At 67.9% G+C, this 25,806-nt stretch carries 27 protein-coding genes; 14 read left to right on the forward strand and 13 right to left on the reverse strand.

Annotation, left to right across the window (positions count from 1 at the left end; all coding sequences use genetic code 11):
- Positions 1–175: 175 nt before the first annotated feature.
- On the forward strand, positions 176–2,248 hold the full coding sequence (locus KUA19_RS40470; protein WP_217405049.1) for an ArnT family glycosyltransferase: 2,073 nt from the start codon (positions 176–178) through the stop codon (positions 2,246–2,248).
- A gap of 170 nt (positions 2,249–2,418) precedes the next feature.
- On the opposite strand, the gene KUA19_RS40475 is transcribed toward KUA19_RS40470, so the two are convergent.
- Together KUA19_RS40475 and KUA19_RS40480 are read right to left on the reverse strand one after the other, a co-directional pair.
- Positions 2,419–5,262: a glycoside hydrolase family 9 protein gene (locus tag KUA19_RS40475; protein WP_217405051.1), complete on the reverse strand. Its 2,844-nt coding sequence runs from the start codon at positions 5,260–5,262 to the stop codon at positions 2,419–2,421.
- A gap of 148 nt (positions 5,263–5,410) precedes the next feature.
- Positions 5,411–5,863 (reverse strand): hypothetical protein, encoded by a 453-nt coding sequence (locus KUA19_RS40480; protein ID WP_217405053.1) that lies wholly within the window; start codon positions 5,861–5,863, stop codon positions 5,411–5,413.
- A 211-nt stretch (positions 5,864–6,074) separates the two neighbouring features.
- On the opposite strand from KUA19_RS40480, the gene KUA19_RS40485 reads away from it, so the two are divergent.
- Positions 6,075–7,007, forward strand: coding sequence for a hypothetical protein (locus tag KUA19_RS40485; protein WP_217405055.1), 933 nt, complete (start codon positions 6,075–6,077; stop codon positions 7,005–7,007).
- A gap of 318 nt (positions 7,008–7,325) precedes the next feature.
- Here the strand turns inward: KUA19_RS40485 and KUA19_RS40490 are convergent, their stop codons facing one another.
- Positions 7,326–7,892, reverse strand: coding sequence for an SMI1/KNR4 family protein (locus KUA19_RS40490; protein WP_308167929.1), 567 nt, complete (start codon positions 7,890–7,892; stop codon positions 7,326–7,328).
- Between the two features lie 352 nt (positions 7,893–8,244).
- Here KUA19_RS40490 and KUA19_RS40495 point away from each other — a divergent pair, with 352 nt between their 5' ends.
- The 3 genes from KUA19_RS40495 to KUA19_RS40505 all read left to right on the forward strand — a co-directional run bounded on the left by KUA19_RS40495 (position 8,245) and on the right by KUA19_RS40505 (position 11,237).
- Positions 8,245–8,427 carry a hypothetical protein gene (locus KUA19_RS40495; protein WP_254550881.1) on the forward strand — a complete coding sequence of 61 codons (183 nt, stop codon included), beginning with the start codon at positions 8,245–8,247 and terminating at the stop codon, positions 8,425–8,427.
- Positions 8,428–8,595: 168 nt separating this feature from the next.
- Entirely contained in the window at positions 8,596–9,123 is a 528-nt protein-coding gene (locus KUA19_RS40500; protein WP_217405057.1) for a GAF domain-containing protein, read from the forward strand.
- Between the two features lie 89 nt (positions 9,124–9,212).
- Positions 9,213–11,237: a putative bifunctional diguanylate cyclase/phosphodiesterase gene (locus KUA19_RS40505; RefSeq protein ID WP_217405059.1), complete on the forward strand. Its 2,025-nt coding sequence runs from the start codon at positions 9,213–9,215 to the stop codon at positions 11,235–11,237.
- A 99-nt stretch (positions 11,238–11,336) separates the two neighbouring features.
- Here the strand turns inward: KUA19_RS40505 and KUA19_RS44355 are convergent, their stop codons facing one another.
- The 3 genes from KUA19_RS44355 to KUA19_RS40520 all read right to left on the reverse strand — a co-directional run bounded on the left by KUA19_RS44355 (position 11,337) and on the right by KUA19_RS40520 (position 14,934).
- Positions 11,337–11,822, reverse strand: coding sequence for a hypothetical protein (locus KUA19_RS44355; RefSeq protein WP_217405061.1), 486 nt, complete (start codon positions 11,820–11,822; stop codon positions 11,337–11,339).
- Between the two features lie 725 nt (positions 11,823–12,547).
- Entirely contained in the window at positions 12,548–13,246 is a 699-nt protein-coding gene (locus KUA19_RS40515; RefSeq protein ID WP_217405062.1) for a glycoside hydrolase family 12 protein, read from the reverse strand.
- 227 nt (positions 13,247–13,473) lie between these two features.
- The gene (locus tag KUA19_RS40520) at positions 13,474–14,934 is read right to left on the reverse strand and encodes a S8 family serine peptidase (RefSeq protein ID WP_217405064.1); all 1,461 of its coding nucleotides are present in this window, start codon (positions 14,932–14,934) and stop codon (positions 13,474–13,476) included.
- 556 nt (positions 14,935–15,490) lie between these two features.
- Here KUA19_RS40520 and KUA19_RS40525 point away from each other — a divergent pair.
- Positions 15,491–16,924, forward strand: coding sequence for a M1 family metallopeptidase (locus KUA19_RS40525; RefSeq protein ID WP_217405066.1), 1,434 nt, complete (start codon positions 15,491–15,493; stop codon positions 16,922–16,924).
- 129 nt (positions 16,925–17,053) lie between these two features.
- Complete coding sequence (locus KUA19_RS40530) at positions 17,054–17,371, forward strand: hypothetical protein (protein WP_217405068.1); 318 nt, start codon at positions 17,054–17,056, stop codon at positions 17,369–17,371.
- 174 nt (positions 17,372–17,545) lie between these two features.
- On the opposite strand, the gene KUA19_RS40535 is transcribed toward KUA19_RS40530, so the two are convergent.
- Positions 17,546–17,947: a MerR family transcriptional regulator gene (locus KUA19_RS40535; protein ID WP_217405070.1), complete on the reverse strand. Its 402-nt coding sequence runs from the start codon at positions 17,945–17,947 to the stop codon at positions 17,546–17,548.
- Between the two features lie 221 nt (positions 17,948–18,168).
- Here KUA19_RS40535 and KUA19_RS40540 point away from each other — a divergent pair, with 221 nt between their 5' ends.
- Positions 18,169–18,438 (forward strand): hypothetical protein, encoded by a 270-nt coding sequence (locus KUA19_RS40540; RefSeq protein WP_217405072.1) that lies wholly within the window; start codon positions 18,169–18,171, stop codon positions 18,436–18,438.
- Positions 18,439–18,747: 309 nt separating this feature from the next.
- On the opposite strand, the gene KUA19_RS40545 is transcribed toward KUA19_RS40540, so the two are convergent.
- The 5 genes from KUA19_RS40545 to KUA19_RS40565 all read right to left on the reverse strand — a co-directional run bounded on the left by KUA19_RS40545 (position 18,748) and on the right by KUA19_RS40565 (position 22,130).
- The gene (locus KUA19_RS40545) at positions 18,748–19,017 is read right to left on the reverse strand and encodes a hypothetical protein (protein ID WP_217405074.1); all 270 of its coding nucleotides are present in this window, start codon (positions 19,015–19,017) and stop codon (positions 18,748–18,750) included.
- A gap of 80 nt (positions 19,018–19,097) precedes the next feature.
- Positions 19,098–20,378, reverse strand: coding sequence for a TolB-like translocation protein (locus KUA19_RS40550; protein WP_217405076.1), 1,281 nt, complete (start codon positions 20,376–20,378; stop codon positions 19,098–19,100).
- Positions 20,375–20,890: a SigE family RNA polymerase sigma factor gene (locus KUA19_RS40555; RefSeq protein WP_308167930.1), complete on the reverse strand. Its 516-nt coding sequence runs from the start codon at positions 20,888–20,890 to the stop codon at positions 20,375–20,377. The genes KUA19_RS40550 and KUA19_RS40555 overlap by 4 nt, the downstream gene beginning before the upstream one ends.
- 269 nt (positions 20,891–21,159) lie before the next feature.
- Positions 21,160–21,624, reverse strand: a complete 465-nt coding sequence (locus KUA19_RS40560; RefSeq protein ID WP_254550883.1) for a serine hydrolase domain-containing protein — start codon at positions 21,622–21,624, stop codon at positions 21,160–21,162.
- Complete coding sequence (locus KUA19_RS40565) at positions 21,549–22,130, reverse strand: hypothetical protein (protein ID WP_217405079.1); 582 nt, start codon at positions 22,128–22,130, stop codon at positions 21,549–21,551. The genes KUA19_RS40560 and KUA19_RS40565 overlap by 76 nt, the downstream gene beginning before the upstream one ends.
- A gap of 457 nt (positions 22,131–22,587) precedes the next feature.
- Here KUA19_RS40565 and KUA19_RS40570 point away from each other — a divergent pair, with 457 nt between their 5' ends.
- The 4 genes from KUA19_RS40570 to KUA19_RS40585 all read left to right on the forward strand — a co-directional run bounded on the left by KUA19_RS40570 (position 22,588) and on the right by KUA19_RS40585 (position 24,264).
- Entirely contained in the window at positions 22,588–22,842 is a 255-nt protein-coding gene (locus KUA19_RS40570) for a hypothetical protein (protein WP_254550890.1), read from the forward strand.
- A gap of 414 nt (positions 22,843–23,256) precedes the next feature.
- Positions 23,257–23,583 carry a PadR family transcriptional regulator gene (locus KUA19_RS40575; RefSeq protein ID WP_217405081.1) on the forward strand — a complete coding sequence of 109 codons (327 nt, stop codon included), beginning with the start codon at positions 23,257–23,259 and terminating at the stop codon, positions 23,581–23,583.
- The gene (locus KUA19_RS40580; RefSeq protein WP_217405083.1) at positions 23,580–23,936 is read left to right on the forward strand and encodes a DUF1048 domain-containing protein; all 357 of its coding nucleotides are present in this window, start codon (positions 23,580–23,582) and stop codon (positions 23,934–23,936) included. Before KUA19_RS40575 ends, KUA19_RS40580 begins: the two co-directional genes overlap by 4 nt.
- 1 nt (position 23,937) lies before the next feature.
- A complete protein-coding gene (locus KUA19_RS40585; RefSeq protein WP_217405084.1) occupies positions 23,938–24,264 on the forward strand; it encodes a DUF1048 domain-containing protein in 327 nt (108 codons plus the stop codon).
- A 279-nt stretch (positions 24,265–24,543) separates the two neighbouring features.
- Here the strand turns inward: KUA19_RS40585 and KUA19_RS40590 are convergent, their stop codons facing one another.
- Complete coding sequence (locus tag KUA19_RS40590) at positions 24,544–24,780, reverse strand: hypothetical protein (protein ID WP_217405086.1); 237 nt, start codon at positions 24,778–24,780, stop codon at positions 24,544–24,546.
- Positions 24,781–24,905: 125 nt separating this feature from the next.
- Between KUA19_RS40590 and KUA19_RS40595 the strand changes: the two genes are divergently transcribed.
- Both KUA19_RS40595 and KUA19_RS40600 read left to right on the forward strand, forming a co-directional pair.
- Positions 24,906–25,235 (forward strand): PadR family transcriptional regulator, encoded by a 330-nt coding sequence (locus tag KUA19_RS40595; protein WP_217405088.1) that lies wholly within the window; start codon positions 24,906–24,908, stop codon positions 25,233–25,235.
- 11 nt (positions 25,236–25,246) lie between these two features.
- Positions 25,247–25,806, forward strand: a 560-nt coding sequence (locus tag KUA19_RS40600; RefSeq protein WP_217405090.1) for a pentapeptide repeat-containing protein, incomplete at its 3' end; no start/stop codon positions are given.

Consider the following 25,806-nt stretch of genomic DNA (forward strand, 5'->3'; position numbering starts at 1 on the left):
CCCGGCGACGGCGGTGACCGGCATGGACAGGTTCATGACGCGTTCCGATCGCGGGGTGTCGTCGGCCTGGACGAGGGCGAAGAGACCTGGCGTGAGCGGATCGGCGCGGGTTGGCCAGGGCCGCGCCACACGAGATCCCAGCCCAACCGGCACCTAGATGCGATATACCCTTTATGTGCCTGCTTCCGCCATCGCCCCGCCCGCCTCGGGCGTGCGGCTGCTCAACGCGTTCTGGCGGTCGCCGCCCGGCCAGCCGCGCTGGGCACGGCCGACGCTGCTGCTCCTCGCGACCGCGGCCGCCCTGCTGTACGCGTGGGGTCTGTCGCGAAACCCGCTGCACCCCTACTACTCGGCCGCGGTCAGGAGCATGTCCGACAGCTGGCAGGCGTTCGCCTTCGGCGGTCTGGACCCCGCAGCCTCCATCACCGTGGACAAACTGCCCGGCGCGTTCATGGTGCAGGCGCTGTCCGCCCGGGTGTTCGGCTTCCACACCTGGTCACTGATCCTGCCGCAGGTCGCCGCGAGCGTGGTCACCATCCTCGTGCTCTACCGGGCGGTGCGGCGGTGGCAGGGTCCTTCGGCCGCCATCCTGGCCGCCGGCGCGTATGCGACGACGCCGGTCGTGGCTGTGCTGGCCCGCAGCCAGATCTCCGACACGCTGCTGGTCATGCTGCTGGTCCTCGCCGCCGACGCGTGGACCCGCGCGGTTGCCGAGGGCCGGCTGCGCAGCCTGCTGCTGTCGGGCCTGTTCGTCGGGCTGGCGTTCCAGACGAAGATGGCGCAGGCGTGGGGAGTGCTGCCCGCGCTGGCCATCGCGTACCTGATCGCCGCTCCGGTGCCACTGCGTCGCAGGCTCGGCCATCTCGGTCTCGCCGGCCTGCTCACCGTAGGTGTATCCCTGCTCTACATCAGCGCCGTGATGCTGTTGCCCGCCACGTGCCGCCCATACGCCGACGGGTCACCCAACAACTCGCTCTTCTACACGGTGTTCCAGTACAACCTTCTCAGCCGGTACGGCATCGGCGCCGAGGCCGGGCCCGACCTAGGTGGATCGCCTTTCATGTTCAGCGACGGCGTCGCACCGCAGGTCGGCTGGCTCTACCCGCTGGCCCTGGTGGGGCTGGCGACCGGCCTGGCCTGGCGACGCGGAGCGCCGCGCACCGACCTCGCCCGAGCCGGCTACCTGATGTGGGGCCTGTGGCTGTTCACCCACGCGGTGGCGTTCTCCGCGGGCCGGGTGGCACACGAGTTCTATGTTGTCGCGGCCGCCCCGGCAATCGCGGCACTCGCCGGGGGCGGAGCGGTCACGCTGTGGGCCGCCTGGCGCCGCGGCGGGCGGCGGCGCTGGGTCCTGCCCGCCACGATCGCGCTCACCCTGGCCTGGACGCTGCACCTGTCGCTGCGCTTCCGTACCTTCCTGCCCTGGCTCGCCTGGTCCGCCGCAGTGCTCGCAGCGCTCGCAGTCGCCGGGCTGGTCGCCGTACCGGCCTTGCGCGCCCGCTACCGGCGGCTCGGTTCGACGGCCGAGATCAGGCGCGGCAGCCGGCTCGCCGCCGTCAGTGCCGGGCTCGGCGTCGTCGCGTGCCTGCTCACACCCGCCGGCTGGGCGGCGTCCAGCATCGACAGCGCGTATCGGGGCAGCGGGGCCAACCCGGCGGCCGGACCGCGCACCGACTCCGGGACAGGCGGCCCTCCCGGCCTCGCCGCCCGCTTCCCCGGATCCGGGCCGTTCCCCGGCGCGCAGCGACCCGGCGGGCCTAGCCCAGCCGCCCCGAACGGTATGCCGGCCGCAGCCGACCCTCCCCGTGGACACGGATCCGTGCCCGCGAACGCGGCCCCGTCCGGGGACGGCGGCTTCGCCCCGAACGTCAGCGACACACCCAGCCAAGACACCATGGCGCTGCTGGACTACCTGAGGAGCCGCCAGCCCGGCCGCACCTACCTGTTCGCCACGCACGGCCTGCAGGCCCTGCCGTACCTGCTCGCCGGCGCGTCGGTCCTGCCGCTGGGCGGCTTCTCCGGCCGGGTGCCGTTCCCCACCGTCAACCGGCTCGAACAACTCATCACCGCCGGAGAACTGCGGTACGTGCTGCTCGGTGACGCCGGGTCCAGCCCGTTCGGCAGGTTCGCGGCCAGAAACCTCAGCGGTGGCGAAGGCAACGCCACGGCCGTCTCCGCATGGGTCACCGCCCACTGCACCGCCGTCGACGCGAACGGCACGCAGGTTTTCGACTGCGTGGCTCGCTGAGCCGGGCCGGTCGACTCGTCGGGGCGATGTGGCCGGAGCCCTGGTGGTGGGCCCGCCGCCGTACCCACGACACCGGCTGCCACAGCTTGTGCCACATATCCCTGACGGCCTGCTCGGGCTCGGACCGGGTGGCCCGCGCCGCCACCGTAGGCGGCGCGGGCCGGATGACGTCAGCCGATGGTGCAGGTGACGCCGTTGAGGGTGAACGCGGCCGGGCGTGGGTTGCTGCCGGTGTGCGTGGCGTTGAAGCCGAACGACGTCGACGCGCCGGGCGCGAGCATGCCGTTGTAGCTCTCGTTGGTGATCGCCACGTTGGCTCCGGTCTGGGTGTACTTCGACGACCAGGCCTGGGTGATCTGCTGGCCCGCCGTGAAGGCGAAGGCCAGCGTCCAGCCGTTGATCGTGGCGGTGCCGGTGTTCTTGACCGTCACGTTGCCGGTGAAGCCGGTGCTCCAGTCGTTGGTGGCGTACGTGACCTGGCAGGCCGACGGCTGCGGTGCCGCCGAGGTGGTCACCGACACCGGGCTGGACGCGGCCGAGGCGTTGCCCGCCGCGTCGACCGCGACCACGTAGAACTGGTACGCCGTCTGCGCGGCCAGCCCGGTCACCGCGTACGTGGTGCCGGTGACGGTGGCCAGCAGCGCGTCGGTGGCGCCCGCCTCACGGTAGATCCGGTATCCGGCGACGCCGACGTTGTCCGTCGACGCCACCCAGGTCAGCGTCACACCGGAGGACGTGACCGCCGACGCGGCCGGGGTGCCGGGCGTGCTCGGCGGGGTGGTGTCCACCGGGTCGGTGGCCAGGGTGGTGAAGGTCGCCGGGGTCGAGGCCGCCGAGCGGTTGCCCGCCCCGTCCTTGGCCACGACGTAGTAGGTGTAGGAGGTGTTCGGGGTGAGCCCGGTGACCGGCAGGCCGGCCGCGGTCGGCGAGCCGACCAGCACGTCGGTGGCGCCGGCCTCGCGGTACACGTCGTAGCCGGCCAGCCCGCTGCCGCCGGCGTCGGTGGAGCCCGCCCAGGCCAGGGTCAGCGCGGTGCTGGTGACGCCGGAGGCGGTCGGCGTGCCGGGCACGGTGGGCGCGGTGGTGTCCGGGGTGGTGGACGGCTCGTTGCCCCAGATCCGCACGCCGCCGTGGTACAGCGGCACGCCCGGGTTGACACCAGCGGTGGCCAGGTACGACGGGTCGTTGGCGGGGTTCCAGGTGCCGCCCTCGCCGACGCCGACCTTGAACTGGACCTCCATCCGGTGCTGCGACTGCCCGGCCGGTGCGATGGTGTACCCGGTGCAGTCGACCTCGACGTACCAGAGATTGCCCTGGGCCTGCTTGGCGGTGCTCGGCGACGGGCAGCCCTGGGTGTAACCCGGGGTCACCACGACCGGGGTGGTGTCGTCGCGGTTGAAGTAGTAGCGGAACTTCGCCGTGGTCAGCGCGCGGGCCGGGAACGCGGACTTGTTGTAGACGATCGCCTTGACCCGGGTCTCCCGCACGTCGGCGGTGAGCGTGGTCTCCACGGTCATCTCGTCCATGTCGGGCGCCTCGACGCCGGGGAACCCGGCCAGCGGGGTGCCGCCGTACTCCTGGGACAGGCGGGCCAGCGCGGAGGTGAGGCCGGCGTTGTAGTCGGTGGCGACCTCGTTCATCACGTAGTCGCTGCGCTCGTCCTTGTAGGCGTCGTCGGGCGAGGACGGGCCGCCGACCAGCGCGCCGTACAGCACGTGCCGGGTGTTGGTCGGCACGGTCTGGCTGTCCCACCAGGACCCGTGGGCGGTGCGGTGGTGCGGGTTCTTGGGCGAGTTGCTCCCGAAGCCGATCATGTATGAGGAGTTGCGCGGGTTGTCGCCGAGCGCGTAGTTGATCTGGCGCAGCGCGAAGTCGTGGTAGCGCTGCTTGCGGGTGGCGTCGGTGGTCTTGTCGCTGTAGACCAGCGCGGCGAACGACGTGTTCGCGGCGTAGCGCAGCGCACCCCAGCTGTCGAGCACGGCCATGCCACCGGGGGAGGTGCGCACCTTCTCCCCGTTGACGCCGACGGTCCAGTAGTCGAGCCAGCGGTTGGCGTCGTCGACGTACTTCTGCTTGCCGGTCAGGTTGGCCAGCAGTACGTACGCGCCGAACTGCTTGTTGTCCCAGGCCAGCGTCCACTTGTAGGAGCGCGTGGTGGTCTGCGGCTCGGTGCCCAGGCTGTCGTAGGCCGCCTCGGCCTTGGCCAGGTAGGCGGCGTCGCCGGTGGCCCGGTAGAGCCAGATCCCACCCCACACCAGCTCGTCGGTGTAGCCGCTCCACGACTTGTAGAAGTTCGTCGCGTCGGTGATGCAGGAGTGGTAGGTCTGGCGCACCGTGTCGGCGAACGTGTACAGCTGCTTGGCGTGCGTGACCAGGGTGTCGGCGTAGGTCGGGTCGGTGGGGCGGAACACCATCGACGAGGCGGCCATCGCGGCCGCGGTCTCTCCGGCGAGGTCCGCGCCGCCGCAGCTGGCATCGATCTTGTACGCGGGCCGCGCCATCGGCATCACCTCGGCCGGACCCCACCACTTGTGGTCGTCGTCGCCCTTGCCGATCTGCCCGTAGAGCACGTTCGGGGCAGGGTGCGCCTTGATGAAGTAGTCGTTGGGCACCCGCAGGTTGTTGAGAAGGTTCGTGAGCTGCCCGGAGGCGGTGTAGCCGGACCGGTACTCCACCGCGCCCCAGGCCAGCATGGTGGTGGTGAACGCCATCGGGAAGCCGAACTTGACGTGGTCGCCGGCGTCGAACCAGCCGCCGGTCAGGTCGAGCCCGACGTCGGAACCGTCGTTCATGGCGGAGTCGCCGCGCCAGGAGACCCGGCTCCACGACGGCTTGCGCCCGGAGATCTGGGCCTCGTAGAAGAACAGCGACTTCTGCAGCGCCTCGGCGTAGTTGAAGGTCGGGGCAGCGGCGGCCGGGCTCGGGGCCACGGCGGCCGCGAACGTCGCCGCGGTCATCGCGGCGGCCATGGCCCCCGCGATGCGGCGACCCCAGCGTGATCGTGCGTCGGGCATGACGAAACTCCTCGTACGTGGAGCCGCACCTGGCATAGCGCTCCGGTGCGATGCGGGCGGACGTGGGCGCGTCCGTCCCGCCCGGCGCGCGGGACCAGGCACGGTGGGTGACCGGGCAGATGTCACGGGAGCGCTCCCATAACAACGGTCAATGTAGCCGGATGTTGCGTTCCTGTGAAGCCTCAGTGACAGCACATGCCGCTGGCCGTGACCGGTCGACCGGTCGCCAAAGGCGCCCGCCGGCAGAGGCGGTCATGGTGCGGTCCGCCGTATCGGCGAAGTTTCGGGGGTGATGCCGTGCTGCTCTTCTTCGGGGCGGCTTGTCTGCGAGGAACGCGCCGCTGACCGCGCCGCCGATCGCGGTTCCCACCGCGAGCGGCAGATTGCCGAGTCCTGCCTCACCGGCGGTGAAGTGCTGGCCGATCTGGAGGAACAGGGTCAGTACGAGCTGCGTGCCGATCAGCCCGCCGAAGAACAGGGCGATGCCGGCGAGCCCGACGGTGAAGGCAGGCTTGCACAGCAGGCCCGGGGTCACCAGCGGCTGGCGGCCCGCGGCTGCGGTATGCCGTTGCTGGAGAGCGAACAGGGCGAAACCGATCACCGAGGCGCGTTGCGTGCCTCGCCGCCGCGCACCCGCCGTGAAACCGGGCAGCAGAACATCGGCGACGCGCGATACGGTATGCGACGGCGGGGGGCCTCGGTCGTGCGATGAGGGACTACTTCGGTGCCCCGTCGACGTTCGCCGCATCACGGCTCGTGCCCCTCCCGCGGCAGTCCGCCGCCCCTCGCCGTCCAGGCCGAAGGAGTCCGCCTTGCTCACCCGTTCACCCCACCTCGCCGGTCGGGTCGTCGCGCTGGTGTCGGTAGCCTGCGCGCTGATCGCCTGCAGCGGAACCGGGTCCGATCCGGACTTGCCGACCATTCCCATCGCCGTGGCGGCATCCACGTCGCCGGCTCCGCCACTGACCGCGCAGGAATACCAGCAGTTGCTCGCCTCCGCCGACGCCGAACTGCGCACCGCGGTGGCAGGCTTCGCGCCCGCGCGTACCAGCGCGGCCGTCCGAGCGGCTGGCGACGCCCTGTCCAAGACCGCGACAGCCATCCACACCCGGCTCATGGCAGCGGTGGTGCCGCCGTCGGCGACATCCGGCCACGCGTCGCTGCTGCGTGCGCTGGACTCATTGGCGTTCCAGGCGAAGGGCGGCGGCGCGCTGTGCGCGGGGTCCGCCGCGCTCGCCACGCTGAGCCAGTCTCCGGCGGTCGCCGACCTGCGTGCGGCGGCTGACACGCTCGCCAAGGCCGACCCGACGTTCCAGTTCGGCAAGTCTCTGCCGGGCAAGACACAACTGGCCAACCGCAGGCTCTCCAACGGGACGATGGTCAAGAAGCTGTCCTCGCGAGGTCCGGGTGAGCTGAAGGTCACGAATGCGTCCAGTGACGCCGTGATCAGCCTGGTGAAGTCCGGCAGCAAGAGCCCAAGCGTGAGCGTGTACGTGCGCGGGTCGGGAAGTTACACGGTCAAGGGTGTGCCAAACGGTACGTACTCGGTGTTCTACACCAGCGGCAAGGACTGGGACACGAAGGCCAAGACCTTCACGCAGCAGTGCTCCTTCGCCAAGTTCGACGATCCGCTGAAGTACAGCACCAGCGGAGGCCAGTACACGATCTGGACGATCAGCCTGCAGAAGGTCGTCGGCGGCAATGCGTCGTCGAGCGCCGTCGATCCGGATGCCTTCCCCGGCTGACGTGGACGTGTCGGCGCGGACGCAGGTGAGCAGTTCAGAAAACGAACCGGCTCTGCCGTACTGGTACGGCAGAGCCGGTTCGCCAGAAGATCATGAATGGTAGCTGCACCGCGGTGTTCAGCCTTGTGTGAATCACTGCCAGCCGAGATGATCAGCGCCGTGAAGGCCTTGGAGGACCCGGCCACGTGCTGGTGCTGTGAACGGTCTTCGATCGACAAGGCGTCGTGTTCATGGTGCGGCGTGTGGTTGGAAGACGATCGATCCATCGACGGACTTGCCTTGCCGAACGGGTTCAGGCGTCGGGTCCGCGGCCTGGAGTCAGCTCGTAGCCAGCCACGTCGAGTACCAGTCGCGGAAGTCTGGCCCTGGAGTCAGCCCGCCCCAGTCAGGGTCGTCGAGCCACACCTGGCCGATGTTCGTCCCCGTGATGACCAGACGGGAGAAAACGCCGCAACCGCACTCCCCGATGACCAGAGTTCCCGTCACCGAGTAGCCGGCGTTACCTGCCCTTCCTGGACCTGGCCACGCGCCGCTGTGCGTGAACGGCGTGGACAGGAAACCGAACTGTCGGCCCTCCTCTCGGAGGTCGGACAGAGCCTCCTCACTGTCTACTTCCTCCGTGAGGCCCAGGAGTCCATAGTCTGGGCCCGCTCCTCCATCGGCGACGTCCGTGAGAAAGCTACGGTAGGACTCAGGGAGCCTGACACCGTACTGCCGCTCGAAGGATCGGATCGCGTCTTCCTCCAGGGGAGGCCGAAGTCGGTATTCATGGTGTGAGGACCCGAAGCGCTGACGCTCAGGATCCTCTTGGGCCATGGCGGCGATACGAGCACGTACCCAAGCGCCATCCCAGATCCTGGTTCGGTCGACGTCATCGCTGGTCACGTGGGAGAACAGTACCGGCGCAATGGCGCGTCACCGCTACTGGATCAGTGACCTGGGGCCAGGCCGGGTGACGGGTCGGCCCCGGGTGAGGTGGCGGATCATGATGCGCTCCAGTGCCGCCAACAGCGCTAGACGAACCACCGGTCACCCGGCGATCGTTCCTGCGCACCATGCACCTGCCGTCCTGAGTACGCCGCGGGTCCGTCCGTGGTACGAACGCGCATGTCAGCGCCTCCGGCGTCTGTCGATCTTCCCGGTCTTCGTGATCGGTACCTGATCCACGACCGTCCAGAGTCCGGGGACCATGTACGACGGCAGCTCGTCACGCAGGCGGTCTCTCAGGTCGGCGGGCGTGATCGCCGGTGGCCTGCGACCGGCTGGAGACCGCGACGGTGCGCATGTCCGCGCCGAGTTGCTCGTCGCCGGGCTGGCCGACGACGTCGTGATCGACGCGCACCTGGCCGCGGTCGAGGCCGGCGAGCTCGACCTCACCCTCGTGCCGCTGATCTCGGCATGGGGACGCCGCCCGCGCTGAGCGGTCTGCCTGAAGTTCTGCATGTGCCGGTAACCAGGTGGCAGCCAGTGCGAGCTCCGCCACCCGCGCCGTCGACGCGTCGGCTGCCGAATGCCCCGACCCATAAATGACGATTTGGGCTTGTATATTTAATACGCCCGCAAATTAGCCAGGGAAGGGCAGGCCGACATGGAGAATAATTCGCTCAATTCGGTCGAGTGGGCAATATACATGCTGAATGATGCCGAAACTGCCGAGGAGGTCTACACGATCCTGCGGTGCAGCGTCCGGGCGGCGGTCCGCGCTCAAGGTGCCACAATCGTGCTGCTTGAGGACGGCCAGTGCCATTACACCGATGAGGACGCGATGAGTCCGCTGTGGAAGGGCCAGCGATTCCCGGCGACCTCGTGCATCAGCGGATGGGCGATGCTCCATGACCAGGTGGTCGCCATTCCCGATATCAGCATCGACAGCCGTGTCCCGCAAGCCGCCTACCGCCCGACGTTCGTCCGCAGCCTGCTCATGGTGCCCATTCGGGTTGCCGACACACCGGTTGGTGCCATCGGCGCCTACTGGGCCGACCTGCACCAGGCGTCCACGAATGAGATAGACGCTCTGAAGGTGCTCGCCGACGCGGCTGGATGTGCGCTGGCGAGGGTCTCGCTGCCCGCCGGGGTGGGCCGTATGCCCGCGATGACCGGAAAGCACATGGCGTAGCGCTCGCACGGCAGCTGGTGGCAGGTACGATGAGCTCCCGTCCGAGAGGTGCGCTCTACCGGCCGCCGAGCAGCGCGGACGTAGGCCGGTTGCTGCGCGATGCCGCGGTCGAGCTGGCCGTGGCGATGGACGCTGCGGCCGTCGTCGAAGCCCTGGACCGAGCCGTCGCCCGGCTCACGCCGCCAGGCTCCTCATACGAGGTGCGCATCGCGCTGCCGGAAGACCTCGTCACGGGCTCGGCCTACCAGCCGGGCCAGGGTGAGGCCACGCCGCTGGTGCCGATCACGGTCGACGTGCGTGATGTCGGACAGGTCGGCATACTCCTCGTCGACCATGCCAGCGCGGCCCAGCCCCGCCTGCGGTGCGCCCTGGAGGCCCTGTCCGCGCAGGCAGCCCAAGCCATACAGCGAATACGCCTGGCCGAGGAGGTCAGTCGCCATCGCAACCTGCACCAGATCGAGACGCTCCTGGACCAGACCGGCGACGTGGTGCTGATCCTCGACGGGCAGAGCCGGATCCGCTATGCCAGCCCCTCGGCAGGTACGGTCTTCGGGACCTCGGCGCTCCGCGACGTCAGACTGCTCGACTTCATCGATGCCAAGCAGCGGGCAGCAGCCGAGTTCCTGCTGCGGCACGTTCGTTCGGGCGGCGCGGGTCCGCGGACAGGGCGAGCAGACTGGACGATCCGGTCCGTCGACGGCAGTACCCCACTGGTGGAGGTCTGCTGTCGGCAGCTGTGGCCGGACGAGTCCGGGCAAGAAGTGGCGCTGACCCTGCGCGACGTGACGGCGCAGCGTCGGCTCGAACACGAACTGACCGAGCGTAAATTCCATGACCAGCTGACAGGCCTGCCCAACCGTGCGCTCCTCGTCGAACGAACTGAGCACGCCATCGCGACGAGCGCCGGCATCACCGCCATCCTGCTCATCGACATCGATGACTTCGGGTCCGTCAACGACACCTTCGGCCACGCCGTCGGGGACCAGGTGCTCACGATGGCGGGCCGACGGCTCCTCGACGCGGTCGGACCGGCCGGGGTGGTCGCCCGGGTCAGCGGCGACGAGTTCGCCGCGCTCATCCGCGACGTGGACACCGCAGCCGATGTGGAGCAGACGGCGGACCGCATCTGCCATGAACTTGCCGCACCCATCCGCACCAGCATTGGAACGGTAGTCGTGTGCAGTGCGAGCGTCGGGATCGCCACGACCCTGCGGGCAGGCAGCGCGCAGGAACTGCTGCGCAACGCGAACCTGGCACTGCACTCGGCGAGGTCGGCCGGCGCCGGTCGGTGGCGCCGCTACGAGCCGTCGATGACCGACCGGCTGCGGCAGTCGCAGCTGCGGTCTGCGCTGGCACATGCCGTCGACGAAGGCGCCCTTCGCCTCGAATACCAACCGATCGTGGCTCTGGCCACCCGCCGCGCAGTCGGATGCGAAGCCCTGTTGCGCTGGCAGCACCCCACCCGCGGCCGACTCCTGCCCGGAGAGTTCATCGACATCGCGGAGGAGTCGGGCCTGATCGTGCCCATCGGCGAATGGGTGCTCGCGACGGCGATGGCAACCGCCATGCGCTGGTGTGCCGAGGCGGCCGACCGTGCCCCGTACGTGAGTGTCAACGTCTCGGCGCAGCAGTTCCGATCGGATGGCTTCGTCGAGACGGTGCGGCGGCTGCTCGCGCAGACGGGACTGCCCACACGGCGACTGGTCCTGGAGATAACCGAGAGCCTGTTTCTGCGGGACGACGACAAGGTATGGGACGCACTCAGGCTCCTGCGTGGCGACGGTGTCCGGATCGCCATCGACGACTTCGGCACCGGCTACTCCGCCCTGGGCTACCTGCGCCAGACCCCCCTCGACATCGTCAAGCTGGACCGACTCTTCGTCGGAGGACTCGACACCTCCCGCCGACAGCGGGACCTGGTGGAAGGCATCGTCAGGCTGACCCGGACCCTGGGCCTCGACGCGGTGGCGGAGGGTATCGAAACCGAACAGCAGCTGCACCTGGCCGCCGCCACCGGCTGCGCATACGGGCAAGGCTATCTGTTCTCCGCGCCCATGGCCCCGTCGGAGACGCTGCGGTGGCTCTCCGCCGGGCATGGCGTCGCGCCGTCCTGATGCGCAGCGGCGGCGCCGACGGCCGCCCCGCGCGCAGGCAGGCGCTGGTCAGCGCACGACCGTTGGTCCGCGTCCAGGGCGGCGAGGTAGGCCGTGTCATCAGCGCCGGTAGCAGCGCCAGGCGTTCGGGTTCTTGGCGTCGGACGTCTGCGCGTACGCGCCCGAACCGTAGGCGTCGCGGCACGCGACATCCATGTCGACGACGACGGCGAGCAGCAGGAGCCGGTCGCAGCGCCAGCGGCCGTCGGCCCGCGGCCTGGCCGCGCCGCCACTCACATGCCGCTCGCAGTACTGCGAAGCGAGGTCCTTGACGCCCGCGCCGTCGGCTGGGCCGAGTAGCACCGGACCCGATTCGGTCGCGGCGGGCGTCGGTCGGGGTGTGGGGGAGGCGGTGTGCGGGGTGGGCGTCGCCGTGCCGGTGGGGGTGGACGACGGTGTGGCCGGTTCGGCGGTCGGGGCGGGAAGGCCGGCTGGGACCTGCCAGTCGGATTGGCCCGAGTGCCAGCTGAACGGGGACGAGACCGCGCCGCGGGTAAACAACGGCAGGATGCAGAGCAGCGTCGCCAGGACCGTGGCGACGATCATCCACAGTTGTCGGCCCCGGCCCCGCGGGCGTATGGCTTCAAGGTCTTGCGTGCGCCTCGCCCGTCGCCGACCAGTGGTGTTCGTCGCCTCGCGGGTCGTCCTCTGCGCCGTCACCGTTCGGCCTCCTTGCCATGTTCCGCACCGTGGGTCCACTTGCGGCGAGCTCCTGCCGGTGCCGCAGAATGGTGAGACCTCATGGATAAAAAGTGACTTTTGTTCATCCTTCACATGATCGATGGACATAATGAGCCATCGGTCGCCTCTGCGCAACATGACAACGTGGCGCGGGGAGAACGTCGCCTGATGACCGTGACGTGGTGGGATTCCAAAGGGCGTCACGACGGCTGACCTGCGATGCTCTGGTGCCGCGCCGTGCCGTCCGTCGGGCATCGTCGTGATCCATGGCGCTGCGGGTGCTGTACTTCTTGCGCGGCCGCCTCTTCGGATGGCTGACGCCGCTGCGGTCAACCGGCGTGCCCAAGAACGTCGAGATCCTGGTGCTGTGGCACGAGAAGGCCGGCGCCGCTGGGCTACCGGCGCCTGCGCGGTGGACTACGTGGCCTCGGCCGCGACATGGCGGCGTCGACGATCCGGTAGATCCTCGAACCCCGGCTCGGGCCAGGTGACCGGATATCGGTACCCCGCAGCCGTCGTGGTGTCTGCGAGCAGGTGACGGCCCGGATGCGGCGGTGCCGCGACCCGGGCCGTCGTGACTACCGGCCCGGTCAGCCGGCCGTGATCGTCGCGTTGTTGGTGATGAAGTCCTTGCCGCCGCTACTCGAGGTGATCTCGTAGCCGAACTGGACGTTGCCGACGGTCACGTCGCCGAACCAGCCGCGGTTCTTGACCCAGTTCACGATCGCCTTGATGTCCACCGCGCCGGAACTGGTGTTGGAGGTGCGCACGAACGAGTAGACGTTGTTGGCGCCGTTGTTGCCGCGATAGACGCTCCAGGTGTGGCCGCCGACCGTGGCTGTGGTCTGCAGTGTGCCCAGCGGCCCGACCGCGCCGTACTTGTTCATCCACAGCATGATCTCGTGCGCGTTGTCGCTGGACCACACGTCGTACGCGGTCGTGAACGCTACGCCGCTGGTGGGCACGGTGACGTTGAAGGTGCTGCTGAGCGTGCCCAATGCGCTGATCTTCCTGCCGGACCACCGGGTCTGGTTCGGGTATGCCTTTATGCCGCCGGTATTGGGGTGGTTGGCCCAGACACCCCAGTTGGTGGCCGAGTTCGCCCAGATGGTCTGTGGGCCGTATCCGCTGCCCCAGACATTGTTGTAGAGCGTGTACCCGCCGCTGGACCAGGTGCCCCAGCGGTCCGTGGAGGACCACACCGCCGCCTGCGCCGGGGTCGCGGCGCTGACGCCGAGGCCCACAGCGAGCGCCAAGGCCGTGAGGGCGCGCCGCAAGGTTCTGGACATGGTTGATTCACTCCTGTTCGAGTCGTTTGCGTGAATCATCGAAACGCTTCGACGAGCCTGTGTGAGCCTCGTCCATGTCCGAACGTCCGGTACCACCGAACGCTAGCCATCGGATGCATCGAAATCAATGCCAATTTCGGCTGTGTTACAAACTATTTTGTCGCAGGTGGATGCATTGGTGGACCGTGCCACGGCCTCGGTTGGGGTCGTGGCACGGGCACGTGCGTTCAGGCGGGGGTGGCGCCCAGGCTCAGCGCCGCGGCATACGCATCGATGAGGCCCGTCCCCTTGTCGACAGACGTCGTGTAGGGACCGTAGGCCTCGTACGCCGCACCGTTGCCGAACTTGTAGGCCGTCGCCTTGACGGCACTCTCGATCTGGGCGGGTGAGGCGTTGGGTGCCACCTGGAACAGCTGCGTCACGATGCCGACGACGTGTGGGGTGGCCATCGATGTGCCGCTGATGGTGTTGAACGTCGCGATGTCCAGCAGCCCCGGACCGTTGTGCGGGTCGAGGCCGGTGGCGCAGATCGCCAGGTATGCCCGGCAGGAGGAGGTGATATTGGATCCCGGTGCGGAGATGTCAGGGTAGGTCGCGGGCTGGCCGGCTGCGCCGCGGCTGGAGAAGTCCGACACCAGGCCGTCACGGGTACCTGTGCCCTGGTCGTCATAGGAGGCGACCATGATCACGCCGGGTGTCGGGTCCTGGCCGGGCGGGTTGGTGGCACTGTTGCCGGGGCCGTCGTTCCCGGCCGCCCAGATGGTGAGCACGCCCTCGGCGGCCAATGCCCGCTGCAGTTTGGTGGTCGCTGAGTTCGGGTCGAACGGCCCACCGCCGACCGGCCCGTACGAGTTGTTGCTCACCCTGATCGGCGGGCAGCCCGCGCACGGGTTCGCGTGGTGATCGAGCACCCAGTTCAGCGCGCTGTCGGAGCCGAAGATGGTCAGGCCGGCGCCCACCGACAGGCTGATCAGGGTGGCGCCGGGGGCCGCACCGTGCACTTGAGTGCCGTCCGACAGCCGCGTGTCGCGGCCGCCGACGATGCCCGCGACGTGGGTGCCGTGCCCGCCGACCGACAGCGTGTCCGTATCGTTGATCGCGGTCAGATCAGCAAAACACGAGTCGTTCGGCACCGGCAGCGTCACGCCGAGGTCGGTCAGCGGACCGCAGACGTTCTTGAGGTTGAGCTTGACCGCGCTGGTGCCGTCGGCGTTCCTGAAGAACGGGTGTGTGCCGTCCACGCCCGAGTCGATGATCGCCGCCGAGACGCCGCGCCCGTCGACCGGCCGTCCCTGCCCGTCGCGCAGACCGACGCGTGCCTGCTGCCCTCGGGTGGCGGCGTGGGAGGACGACAGGAGCAGCTTGATGGACTGATCACCTTCCACGTACGTCACGCCCGCGACGGCGCGGACCGCCGCGACCTGAGCGCTGGTTCCGCGCGCGACCGCGACGCCGATCTTGTCCCAGGTAGTGATCAGGGTCAGCCCCGCACGAGTGACCGCGCCACGGGCTGTGTCGATGTCGTTCGCGTGCACGAAGACCGGGATGCTGCCGATGACCGTGGCCAGTTGCGAGGTGAGTCCGGCCGAGACCGGGGCAAGCGTTCCCTGTCCGTGAGCGGGTGTGCTCACCAGTACTGAAGTGCCGGCCAGCAGCATGGTCAGCAGGAACGGGGTGGTTCTCCGCATGAGTGCCTCCTTCGGTTACCGAAGACATCGCGGCGGAGGCCTTACTCGTTACGCAGTCACCAAACGGTAGCGAGTACGAACGCGCCGTATGAGGGCCCCAGCCATCAGGTGCGCTACCACCAGGCCGACGTCTTCCCAGGTCAGTCAGGTGGCCCCCACGTTCGGGTGCTGGGCGGGCGACGCCGGTCCCAGAGCGGTGGCGGGTCCGGTCGCGCCGTCACTTTGCGGCGCGGCCGTCGATGCGGTTTCTCTCGCCGCGAGGTGCCCGTGCATCCCGCGCACTCCGGCTACAGCGGAACTGCGGTTCGGCCACACCCGCTCGCGCGCCCGGGGGAGTGCCGGACGTGTCGGGTTGATCGATGACACCGTCGGCGGCGGCTACCTGCCGTACGGCATCGAGCCCGGCGTCTGGCAGGTGATCGTCACCACCCGGCGTTCGGTCGTGATCATGTCGTGACGTGGCCTTCCTATCCTTCTCGGGCACGGCCGGGCCACAGCGGCCACATTCGAGGAGGAAAGCGTGCGTCCACGGGGGCAGTTCTGGTGGGTGGCCGTCATGGCCATCACCGCAGTCGGCTTGGTCGCGTGCTCACCGTCACAGCCGACGGCCGCACCGACAGCCACGGCCGGCGCGACGCCGAGCAGCGTTCCCACGCCGGAGCCGAGTCATGACTTCAAGCCCGGTGCGGCCGGGATCGGGGATCCGTACTTCCCGGCCTACGGCAACGGCGGCTACGACGTGGCGTCATACGGGATCAAGGTCAAATACGACCCGAAAACTGATAAATTGTCCGGTGACGTCACCATCACCGCCGCCGCGACGCAGGACCTGTCGGGCTTCAACCTCGACCTCGCCGGGCTCTCGGTCCGGTCGGTGACCGTCGATGACGTCGCGGCCACCGTCCGCCGGCAGGCCAACGAACTCATCGTGACCCCGGCGAAGGGGATCGCGTCCGGCGGCACGTTCGTCACGCACGTCGTGTACGACGGCGTACCGAAGCCGGTCAAGAACAAGTACAAGGACCTGGGCGAGGGTGGCTGGTTCGCCACCGCCGACGGCGCGATCGTCCTGGGCCAGCCGGACTCGGCGGCCGGCTGGTTCCCGGTCAACGATCACCCGCTGGACAAGGCGGTCTACACGATCGAGGCCACGGTCCCCAAGGGGCTCACCGCGGTCAGCAACGGCGTCCTCGGGACGACCACCACGACCGGCGCCTGGACCACCTGGACGTGGTCGGAGTCCAAGCCGATGGCCAGCTACCTGTCCACGCTTGTGATCGGCAAGTTCCGGGTCACGACCGGCACGCACAACGGCAAGCCCGTCTACTCGGCGGTCACCACGAAGATCGCCAAGGGCGCCGCCGATACTTCCGTCGCCCACACCGTGAAGATCGCGGACTTCCTCGAGACCCAGTTCGGGCCCTACCCCTTCGACTCCTACGGCGGCGTGGTCATCTCCGACGACCGCATCCACTTCGCCCTGGAGACGCAGAGCCGACCGGTGTACTCGGCGGGCTTCTTCCGCAACGGCGTGAACGACACGGTGATCGCCCACGAGCTCGCCCACCAGTGGTTCGGTGACGCGATCGCCGTGCACCACTGGGAGGACATCTGGCTCAACGAGGGCTTCGCCCGATACGCCGAATGGCTCTGGAACGACCACGCCGGCGTGCAGTCGGCGCAGAAGTCCTTCAACCTGACCTACCAGAGGTCGACCCCGGACGTGTGGAAGACGCCTCCGGGCCGGCCCGGAGCGGCCCACATCTTCGACGCGACCGTCTACGACCGCGGCGCGATGACGCTGCACGCGCTGCGTAAAGCCGTCGGCGACCGTGCCTTCTTCGCCATCGTCAAGGCGTGGACGACCGAGAAGACCGGCGGGAACGGCACCACCGCCGAGTTCGTCGCACTGGCCGAGAAGGAGTCGGGCAAGCAGCTGGACAGCCTGTTCGACGCGTGGCTGTACGGTAAGACCAAGCCGAAACTCTGACCGATCCGAGGGCCTTCGGTCGAGCGGCGAGGCGCTCGACCGAAGGCCCTCTGGTACGAGTCGTTCAGGGCTGGTGTGGCGTATGGTTCGACCGTTGGCGAGCCTGGTCGATGATCGGAGTGCTGGTGCATGACAGACCGCGTGGCGGCAGTCGCCGAACTCTGGCAGGCCCACCGGCAGGCCCCGTTTCCCGGCCGGCTGAGAAATGTCGACGTGGCCGGCGTATGCATGGTGATGCTCGACGCCGATGTGGCCGGCTGCGTCAGTACCTGGCTGAATCGAGGCGGGACCATCGATGGCGGGCGCTGGAATGTGCTGTCGGCGTGCGAGCAGGAGCTTCTCCGTGTTGTCCCGGAGCTGATCGACGACGAGGCCGCGTACTACCGGCGACTGTTGGAGATGACGGTACTGGTCCTCGAAGCGCCGGACGACCCGTCGCTCCGCTGAGCGACGTCAACTCTGCCGCGATCCGGTCGGCGCAGACGGACCGAATGGCCTACCAGGCACCGCTACGGCCAGTGACCGGGATCGCCGCGCCGCAAGGCGGGACTGCCGATCATGCGCTCACATTCGCGTACTGAATGTCAACGGTGCATAAATCGCCGATACCTCGCCGAGCCGTCATCGCCCAGGGGCACGCCACGGCGTCGGTGAAGCAACGGAACCTGCCTCGTCGGCCCGCAGCGGGCATCCGGTGCCGACGCGCGACGCGAGTTCGGCTCGCAGCGCTGTCAGCTCGGCCGTACGGGTGTCGATGACCTGAATCTTGTCCGCGAACAGCGCGGACAGCGCGGCCGCCTGGTCTGGCGCGTCACTCAATTGCTCGCCGGTACGCGCGATCTCGGCCAGGGAGAACCCGAGCGACTGGGCGGTGCGCACATAGTGCAGCCAGGGCAGCGTCTCGGGCGGGAAGTCGCGGTACCCGTTGGGCAGCCGCCGCCCGGTGACGAGGCCGACCTTCTCGTAGAAGCGGACGGCGTCCGTGGTCAGGCCGGCCTGGGCTGCCAATTCTCCGATGCGCATGATCCTCCGCCGCCCGGACTTGACCTTGGAGCGGTACTCCACGGTCTAGCGTCGGGCGCATGAACACGGCTCACTATCTTCGCGTCGTCCGGGCGAGTGCCTGGTACGACCTTGTCGTCACCGCGGGTTTCGCGACGCCGTGGACCTAAGCCTGGCTGCACGACGGATTGTCGGCGCTGGCGGAGAATCTCGGCTTTGCCGGCATCCCCGCGCTCGACCCGATGCAGACTCTGTACGCCAACCTCATGGGATCGGTGGTAGTCGTCTGGGCACTGCTGCGCTTCACCCGGGCATTGCCGATACACGGGTTGCTCGACGGAGCCGCCCGGGCGCTGTTCTCCATGTGGCTGGGATACGCCCTCGCCCACGGCGTGACCGGCCTGCTCTGGGGGTTCCTCGCGGTCGAGGTGACGTTCGGTCTGGTCCAACTTGTGCCGTGGTGGAGGTCCCGCCCGTACCGCGACAGGGTCGTCGCCGTCGGGCATGAATAGTGCGTTGGTCGTGGGCCGTCGGCCGGGGCAACTGCCGCCGAAGTCGGCGACCTCGAGCGGATCCTCGGGCGGGTCCAGGGTCGGATCTGAGCACAGGGCATGGTGAATCGCAGCCAGGTGGACCAGACGCTGGTCGTGGAGGTTCATGTGGCCGAGCAGTCGTTCGGCAGGTGGGTGCGGAGCTCGGCGCGCAGGTGGTCCCAGCTGACGTCGCCCGAGGACTCGGACCGACGATCGCTTGGTTTCGACCGATCAGACCGCATCGGCCGCGTCAACTGTCATGACCTGTGCGCAGGGGCGCCGGCGTCCTCAGCCGCCGGTGTACTCCGGATCGTCGGGCCCTTCTGCGGGTTCGATGGGGTGCGGAGTGCGTCCCCGCTGTTCGTGCACCTCGGCCTCGTCGTCCTCACGGACGATTTCCGGCTCCTCGGGCGTCTGGCTCATCGCGGCCTCCTCGATCTGGTAACCGTAGACGTACCCACGACGCGCCTTTTTCATTCGGCGGTACACGGCAGGGCACAGGGCGCTGGCGGGGGTCACGCCTCGAAGCCGCTCTTCGGGCCGCTCGAAGTCGTCCACAGGGCCAGGCCACCGTCGCCTCGACGAGCTGTCGGGGTGCAGGCAGGGTCGACCACACCCGCCGAGGCTCCTGAGGTAGGTCAGAGTGCGAGGGCCGCCCTGGACCCTCTTCTGCGTCGGTAGCCCCGAACAAGGCGGGCAGTGGTAAAGGTCGCGAAAGCCAGCGCGGCGGCCACGACGATGAAGAACCAGGACTGCGCCTGCCATATAGGTGCTTCCAGCGGCGGGCCACCCCATGCGGCATCATCGACCATGCGTCGCGGTACTTCAGGGCAACCGTCTGCGAACAGAACGTCTGCGCCGCTGTCCGTGAGCTCGACGATCGAGCATCGCTGGGCGTCGAACTGCTGGACGACCGGTCTCCCGGACCGCCAACCGACTATCTCACCGGTACCGCCTCGCCCCCGTTGCGGTTCGTCCACGATCGATCCGGTGGTGGCGTCAACCTGTTGAAGGTGAAATGTCCGGCCGCTGCAGGTGACATCGGAGACCCCGCACTTCTCATCGTAGGTAAGCAGAACGGCAGCATCGTCGGGGCTCCAGGCGGCCGGGCCGGCCAGCTGCTGGCGGTCGTCGAGAGCGAGGTTCAGTCGGACGGTGCCATCTGCAGTGTCCAGGACCAGCAGGCGTTTGGGCGCCAGTTCGCGGCCTACGGTGATGGCCACTCGTCTGCTGTCGGAGGAGAACGCTGCGCGCATCTCGTCGGCGTCACCGTGGTAGATGGTGTGGGTCTGGCCCGTGGGCACGTCGAGTACGACGACGTCGTCGGGGCGGGACGGGTCGCTGGGGGGCCCGTCCGGAGGGTAGGTGATCACGCCTTCGTCGCGTTGTACCCGCACGACCGCGGTGTTGCTGTCTACGGCCCAGGTCCAGGTGTCACCTGCGGTGGCGGGCGTCTGGTACCGCGTTGCGCCGGTGGTGAGGTCCAGCAGCGCGTAGCCGAGTAAATAGCGGCCGTCCGGTGACAACGAGCCAAGACTCTCGCCCGGTTTGGTATAGATCACTCGGTACGACCGGTCGCGGCCGATGACAACTGGTGTCGACTCCAAACTCAGGCTGTGCTGGGTGTAGGTGATCATCAGAGCTGGGCCGTTGGGCGCTGCGGCGAAGGTCTGCTGCCATAGGTACGGCTCCGCTACAGAGCGTGGAATCGTCACCTTCTCCGGCTCCGCGAACCGGGCCGGGACTGGACGCCAGGGCAGCGCCACCGTCGCAGCGATGACCAGCAGGCAGCCGGTCAGGTTCAGTAGGCGCCGCAGTCTATGGCGACGGCGTCCGCGCTGCCATAGGTCAACGGGCAGCCGCGGTGAAGGCGCCTGCTGGGCAAGCTCGGCGAGCACGCCGGAGAGTCGGGTCGTCACTGGTTCACCTCCACCAGTTCGGCGAGTTCTGGGGCGTCTTTGCGTAGCTTGGCCAGGGCATCTCGGGTGGTAGATTTGACCGTTCCCACGGCGATGCCAAGCATCTCGGCGGTCTGCGTCTCAGTCATGTCTTCGAAGTAGCGCAGCACAATCACCGCCCGCTGCCGCGGCGCGAGTCGTCTCAGCGCGCCCATCACCGTTACCGCCACCGACACATCACGTGCAGGTGTGGACCGCTCGGGTATTACGGCTGTCGGTAGTGGGTCGCGCCGGTGCCGCCGCCACCAGGAGACATGCTGGTGATAAAGGACCTTGCGCACGTATGCGTCGGGGTCGTCGTCAGATCGCAGCTTTCCCCACCGGCCAGCCACATTGATCAGGGTCTGCTGTACGAGGTCCTCTGCCAGGTGGGCATCCCCCGTCAACAGGTACGCGATGCGCACCAATGCCACCGACCGTCCGCGCACGTAGTCGTCGAACGACTCGCGCGAGCCCTGCTTAGATAGCCGCACGGTACTGATACGCCCGCTGGCTGGGGTTTGGAGGGGTGCTGTGCCAAGATTCATGACCGCTAAGTGCCTGCGTCATCGGCCAGGGCCTCCGATCTGGGTGTCCGTCCCGTCGTGTTGCCGTGCGGCGGCGAGCACGTAGGTTGGCAACCGTGGCCTGGCCGGCATTCACGCCAGGTGGCGCACCCAGTATGGACCCTCGCGTGGCACCCAGCTGTATTGCTTGATCAGCCGCCGGCCGCGCACCCCATCGGGCCAGGTGCCGAGGTGGTTCAGGTGGGCGGTCCAGTCCGCGTCGAACCAGAAGCAGCTTGACTGGGGCATGCGCATTCACATGGGCCTCGAGACGCGGCAGCAGACGCGTAGTCGCCGCGGTACGTGCGCACCGCCATACCGAATCCCCAGCTGCCGTGCTGCCCCTGGCCGAACGAGATGTGGACGTTGTCGCGGGCCAGCGTGTCCCGGGCAGCCTGCTGTGCCGGGGTGAGGCGGTTGGTGGTCATCAGTTCGACGGCTGCCCGGGACAGGATCCGCTCGGTCCCGTGCAGGCCCTGGTTGAGCAGCATCCGGAAGTAGGCGTGGTAGTCGTCGGCGGTGGAGACCAGCCCACCGCCACCGCCCTGGAACGCCGGAGGCGAGCTGAAGATCGCGGCTCGGACCGTCAGCTTCCCATCGGTGGTGTGCCCGAGGTCCGCGGGGCCTCTTTCGCCGCGGCGGCGGCATCCTCCGTCTTCCATTTGTCCGTGAAGTAGAGGAACACCAGTACCGCGACGATACCGACAGCGAGCCCCTGGAACGTGAGCTTCACTCCGTAAGCCGTGAAGATCCACTTGCCGAGGAGTTGGGCGACAGCAAACGCGGGAGGCCCCTGGACGCCCCGAGCAGCTGCCGCATTCGCGACGGCAGCCGACGCCGGACTGACGAAAGCACCCGACAGAAGGACTGCACCGACCCAGACGGCGAGGATGCCTCCCACGAGGCCGTTGCCGGTCCACTTCTCCCTGCTGCCGTGCTGGTAGACGAGAGCTGACGCGATGACAGCCAATACTATCGGCGCGCTCGCGACGAAGACCGTGCCTACGGTGAAGATGTCCTCCGCGGACGCCGACGGGCCACCCTGGACGGCATCCAACCCGGACTGCACGTTGTCGGCGGTGAACCCACTGGCGACGAAATTGGCGGCGAGGGCGGCGAGCGCGACTCCGCAACTCAGTGCACTCAACGAGCGCGTAGTTGACGACATATAAGCTCCTCTCGTGGCCAGTTCAGCTTGTCGGTCCCGCTTGAATATCGACACCGTGCTTCCAGCTGAGATGTGACCCCCTCCTGGGCCATTACGGGACTGCTCGTGGATGACTCGGCGGAGATCGGCCGGTTGCGTCGGGCCGAACGATCTTCCGTGGGGGCGGTGCCGACACATCGCGCCTCTCGTGCACGCATGGTGACGAGCCATCAAGTGCCGGTGCCGAGCAGGTGCTCGCACAACCGGTGGACCTCGAAGTCGGCACACGGTGCCGGCGCCTCGCGCTTTATGTCCAACGCAGGCTCGGCCACGAGTGTGGTCACGCTGTCGGCTGCGCTGGAGATCAGCGGAGCCAGCGACATCGCATACGGTCCTGTGCGACTGCCGGCTCGAACGCTTCGAGGGGCAGACCGGCTCTCCCGCATCCGTCCCCACCCGAACGACGCAGGAGACGCTGGTGGATCACCGACCCCGAAGGTGGCGCTTGGGCGCCGCCCTGGTGGCCGCGTTGCTGGCGGCTGTCGCTGTCGGCTGGCAGGCCACCGCCGTCCAGGCGTTGGACAACGGCGTAGCCCGAACGCCACCGATGGGCTGGAACTCTTGGAACACCTTCGGCTGCAGCATCAACGAGACACTCATCAGCCGACTCGGCGATGCAGGTCAGCGCCGCCCGACCCCCGACCGGAACGGGGGGCCGGGCATCCTGCCGTAGGTGGAGGGGGTGGCCACCGGATGCGCTCCCGGTATTAAGTGTTGCTGGGTACCGGTAGGTAGTGTTACTTTATACCGGTACCTAGTGACACCGAGTAGGGGATACCTGGTAATCGGTGTGCCACGCGGTCACGTGACCGCCGAAGAAGGAGACGCCACGCCATGAGCACCTCGCCCCGCCGTCCGTGTCATTGGGCCGCTCGAGTCGTACGGCAAGTTCGAAGTGTTCATGGGGTTCTGGGGCTTCTCCGTCACGGGCGGAAGCGCGTTGGCACTGCTCGGCTCCAGCGGTGGCTGATCGCGCGGAAGTGGCGGCATGGCGACATTCAGGCCGGGAGCTGTTATCCGCGGTATTCGGCGATACCGCAGTGGTACTAAGTGGTACTAAATACCTCGGTGGCGAAGAAGGGCCGCTATGGAAAATCTGACAGAGATGTTGAAGGGCACGCTTGAGGGCTGCGTACTCGAAATCATCGGCGGCGAGGAGACGTATGGGTACGCCATCACGCGCCGACTGAACGACCTGGGCTTCGCCGATGTCGTCGAGGGGACGGTCTACACCATCCTGCTGCGACTGGAGAAGAACGGACTCGTCCAGGTGACGAAACGGCCATCCGAGGTGGGGCCGCCACGCAAGTTCTACACGCTCAACGACGCCGGCCGCGAAGAACTCGCATCGTTCTGGGCGAAATGGCAGTACGTCTCATCGCGCATCGACAGTCTTAAGGAGGGCGGGAGATGAGCTTCTGGGAAACCATCACCGGCAGCGATCTCACCAGGGAATGGAAGGCGTTCGAAGCCCGGGCGCAAGCACTGCCGGCCGACTATCAGGCGGCGTGGGAACAGATCAAGAGCCACCTCTTCCCCCACGCGGGCTTCACAGGTCGCAACCTGATGCCGATCCTCGACTCCGCCCTCGGGCTGCTCGAGGAAACGTCGGCGGACGGGCAGGGCATTCATGAGGTGCTCGGCGACGACATCCCCGGCTTCTGTGCGGCGCTGGCCGGCGGAGAGGGGGCGCGCACCTACCGTGACCGGTGGCGCGAGCAGTTGAACAGGAACGTCGCACGGAAACTGGGCCGGCTGGGAGGCTGACGTGGGTATCCAAGACATCATCGAGGGCAAGAAGCAGTGGCGGGCGCACGTGGCTCGGGTCAAGGCGCTCCCGCCGGATTACCAGATCGTCTACAAGGAGATGCAGAAGTACCTGTTCAAGGTCGGACCAATCGACCTTGCTGATGGGCGTCTGCTTCCTGAGATCGTCGACTTCTTCGAAAGGGGCGCCGCCGACGGCAAGGGAGTACTGGAACTCATAGGCGCCGACGTCGCCGCTTTCTGCGACGACCTGATCAAGGATTCACGCACCTACGCGGACGTCTACCAGGAGTCCATCAGCGTGAAGCCAGGCACGGACGAGAAGTAACACCCATCTCGTCCTCCGAGCGAGCGTGTGGCGCGGCATCAGGCGGCCCGGCCGCGGCTATTGCAAAGCACTCGCGCTCAAGTCCTCACTGACGCTCGGCCATCCGCATCTGTGCTGGTCGAGGTGCTCGAGGTCAGGGCCGCCAAGCTGGTGGTGGCACCTACTTCCGGACGTGAACCACCAACGTCATGGCTCGGCAGTGGCAGGCCCTGCTCTCGATGACTCTGGTCAACACCGGGTCGGTCGTCTTGTCTGCCAGCGCATGCCGCCGGTCTGTTACTAGGCGTCGGTGTCGTCGTCGAGTTCGGCCAGGATGTCCGCGGCATCCTGATTGCCGGCAGCCGCCAAGCGCCGCAGTTCGTCGAGGTCGTCCTGCTCTGTCGCCGACTCGACCAACTGGTCGAGAGCATCGGCGCTGCCTGCGTCGGCCAGGCGTCGCAGCAGGGCAAGGTCGCCGCTCTCGGCGGCCTGCTCGATCAACTGTGCGACCTCGTCCGGGCCGAGTGCATCTTCCATGGCTCCTCCGTGCTGCCCGTTCTGAGGCACATCCAGCGTTACCTCGCCTACCAACTTACCGCGTGTATCCAAGTACCTTGACAGTCATAGTAGTGTGATCTACGGTGTAACTCAGGAGGTGAGGTATGAGCACGAACAAGGTCACGTCCGACCTGCTGCGCGGCAACACCGACACGATGATCCTGCGGCTGCTGACCGAGGCAGACCGCTACGGCTACGAGATCGTCAAGCTGATCGCCGAACGCTCGCAGGGCGAATACGAACTCAAGGAAGCCACGATGTACTCCAGCGTCAGGCGCCTGGAGGCCGACGGCGACATCACGTGGTATTGGGGCGACGAGTCCCAGGGCGGCCGCCGCAAATACTTCAAGATCACCGAAAAGGGCCGCGCGACCTACGCGCACAACAAGACCACGTGGGAGTACGCCAAGCGTGTGCTCGACACGCTGCTGTGAGGGGAACGACCATGACCGACAAGATCAACCAATATCTTGATGGCGTCTTCGCGCCCTACGAGGGCACCAGGAGCGTCAGCGAACTGAAGGCCGATCTCCTGGCCGACCTGCAGGAGCGCTACCGGGAGCTGCGCGCCGAAGGCAAGGACGAGGCGACCGCGTTCGAGCTGACCGTCGACAGCATCGGCGACATCGAGGAGACCGTGCAGGAGGTCACGAACCTCTCACGGACACTCGAACGCCAGGTCGTGACCCGCTTCGACGCCAGCTCGCTGGAGGGCAGCGACTTCGCGGGCGTCTCGGCCCGAGCGGGACGCTTCGGGTCCAGCGCGCTTCGCGGCTCGGACTTCTCCAACGCCGACCTGGTCGGCAGCAGGTTCAAGAGCAGCGACCTGACGGACACCAACTTCGACGGCGCCAACCTGGCCGACGCGGTCCTGACCACCGCCGAACTGAGGAACTCCACCTTCCGCCGGGCACGGTTGGTGCGTACCGACTTCAGCATGTCCGGACTGCACGGGGTCCGGTTCGAAGACGCCGCGCTCACCGACGTCGTCTTCCGCCAGACCGA

This window comes from Catellatospora tritici (assembly GCF_019083965.1).
Classification (GTDB): domain Bacteria; phylum Actinomycetota; class Actinomycetes; order Mycobacteriales; family Micromonosporaceae; genus Catellatospora; species Catellatospora tritici.